Here is a 2420-nt window from a genome sequence, read left to right as displayed (position 1 = left end):
GGGAAATTTCATTGATCGAACTCGACAGCTCCTCGGTCGCGGTGGCGACCGTTTGGACGTTGACGCTGGTCTCCTCCGTGGCGGCGGCGACCGCCGTGGCCTGTAGGCTGGTTTCCTCAGCTATCGCCGCCATGCCCTGAGCGGTTGAGCGCATCTGCTCGGCCTGTCCGGCGACACCTTCCACGACGCCGCCCACACCCGCCTCGAAGCTCGACGCCAGCGCCTCCATCGCCCGCCGCTTGTCCTCCTCGGCGCGGACTTCGGCTTCCTTCCGTTCGCCTTCCAGGCGGATGCGCTCAATCGCGGTCTCCTTGAAGACCTGGACGGCGCGTGCCATGTCGCCGACCTCATCCCCGCTGGTCAGGCTGGGAATGACAACCGCCATGTCGCCACCGGCCAGATTGGCCATCGTGGCCGTCATGCACGTGATTGGGCGCGTGATCCCCCGGCCAATGATCCAGGCGCAGCCCAAGCCCAGAACGAAGGCGACAATCATCAGGACGACAGCCTCGGTTTCGCCGTCACTGATTTGGTCACTGACATGCTGACCGACGACGGCCTGCTCGCCTTTCAAGGAACTCCAGATAGCCTCAGCGGACGCCAGAATGGCCGTACCTGCGGGATTGAGGTCTTGGGCGATCAGACGGTCCATGTCCGTGACCACCTCGACCGCCTCGCCGAACGCGCTCCTGTAGGCTGTGAACCCCTCTTTGGCCTCAATGGCCAGCCGCCGGCGGTTTCCATTCTCCAGATGCGTCAGGAGGTCGGCATGCTCACGCTCGAAATCTTCAAACTGCTGATGCGCTTGCTGGACATGGGCCGGGTCGTGCCGGGCAAGAAACTTCTGCACATCCAGCCGTGCAAGCAGCAGGGAGCGGGTCGCCTCACCGGCGTTGAAGGCTGCTTCGATGTCGTTGTCGTCATGAGCCGACCGCATGATCGAACTCAGCGCCCGCTCGACTTTCGGACCATCGATGTCCAACCGATCGGTTCGGAGGGCGATGAGTGTCGCCTCCAGACGCGCCACTTTCTCGAAGCTGGCTTCGTACCGGTGCAGCGCTTGAGTGGCCGTGGCGAGGTGCTTGCGCCGTTCCGGGTTCTGTATGGCCCGATCCGCTTCGACGATGAGATGGTCGGCCTGGCGCAGAAAGGTTTCAACCTGTCGCTGATCCTCGTCGCTGCCGGTCAGCAGGAACTCCTTGACGTTCAACCGTGCGTTCATGATGGCCGCTTGGAGCGTCGAGGTCAGCGCCCCATCCTGAGCCGTTTCATGATAAGCGGCGAAATCTTCACCGACGGTGTCGAGGCTGTAAACGCTGACCGCCCCCACGGCCGTCAGTAGGGCGAGGATGGAAAAATACCCTGCCGCGATGCGGGTCCCAATGCGCAGCTTCATCGACTTGCTCCGGAATAATGCTGCTGAAAGGTTTGACACGTCCCTGTTAAATTTTTGTTTAAAAATAATATGATTTCTCAGCGTCAATGATTGGGTGATACCTGGCTCACCTGAAAACCCGAAAATCCTCCGGTGAAATGATGCGAAAGTTATCGGTCGCACTATCGCAAAACGTGTTCCGCTTGTTATGCACATCGCGGCGCAGGAAACTGAGCACAGCTTCGCAAAAGCCGTTGTAAATGGCGTAACATCGGTTGTGGGTTACGGGTTTGTGCATCGGCCCCCAGAGACGCTCGATCAGGTTCAGATGCGGGCAGTAGGCCGGAACGAAATGGAGCCTGATCCGCCGGCCCGGCATTGCCAGCCAGTCCTGAATCGCGCGGGCGTGATGGTAGCGGGCATTGTCCAGGAACACATGGATGACCCGCATCGCCGGATACAGGGTCTCGATTGCGACCGGGAGGGCGATCGTGCTCAGGGCGTTGACCGTCAGCACCTCGATCATGCGGGTCTTGCCGGTTTCCACATCGAGGGCGCCGTGAATGTTCAAGCGGTCCCGGCCACTGGTCTGGTCCACCGCGACCTTGATCTCTTTTGGGCGCCCAACAGCCCACTGGCCATGTCCCATGGGTGAGATGCACGGCGTCGGTGAACAACACTGCTTCGTCGTCGGGCAGCGTCTTCAACAGCGTCTCGTAGGCATCGATGAAGGCCTGCTGTTCGGCCGGGTCGAGCTTGCGCGACACCGCTTGGGGCTTGCGGTGTTCCAGCCCCAGACGATGCAGCAGCGCGATCAGTCCGGAGCGGCGCTCGTAGACGACCCCGAACGTCTGCTCGATCCACGCTCCGACCTCGCGGGCGTCCGCGGCAAGGTTTCGCCAATCCACACCTTCAGCGTCGCCTGCTGTTCCAAGCTCAATGGACTGGCCCGCCGCCGTAGTTGAAGCCGGCCAACCCATCAACGTCATCCTTCTCGAACCGGGACTGCCGAGCGATTGGGGGTCATGCCGCCATGGCCAGCTCT

At 61.4% G+C, this 2420-nt stretch carries 2 protein-coding genes and 1 pseudogene; all 3 read right to left on the bottom strand.

All coding sequences use genetic code 11. From position 1 onward, the window contains the following. The coding region (locus N826_RS38695; RefSeq protein WP_044437900.1) for a methyl-accepting chemotaxis protein at positions 1–1396 on the bottom strand (1396 nt) is incomplete at its 3' end. A gap of 106 nt (positions 1397–1502) precedes the next feature. After that, complete coding sequence (locus tag N826_RS38690; protein WP_052832816.1) at positions 1503–2024, bottom strand: transposase; 522 nt, start codon at positions 2022–2024, stop codon at positions 1503–1505. Between the two features lie 127 nt (positions 2025–2151). Continuing rightward, positions 2152–2355 (bottom strand): annotated as a pseudogene (locus N826_RS46270) (helix-turn-helix domain-containing protein); the annotation flags it as partial. Between the last annotated feature and the right edge of the window lie 65 nt (positions 2356–2420).

The organism is Skermanella aerolata KACC 11604, assembly GCF_000936425.1.
GTDB classification, from domain to species: domain Bacteria; phylum Pseudomonadota; class Alphaproteobacteria; order Azospirillales; family Azospirillaceae; genus Skermanella; species Skermanella aerolata.
Note: the sequence above shows the minus strand (reverse complement) of the source record. Positions and strands in the feature narration are given on the sequence as shown.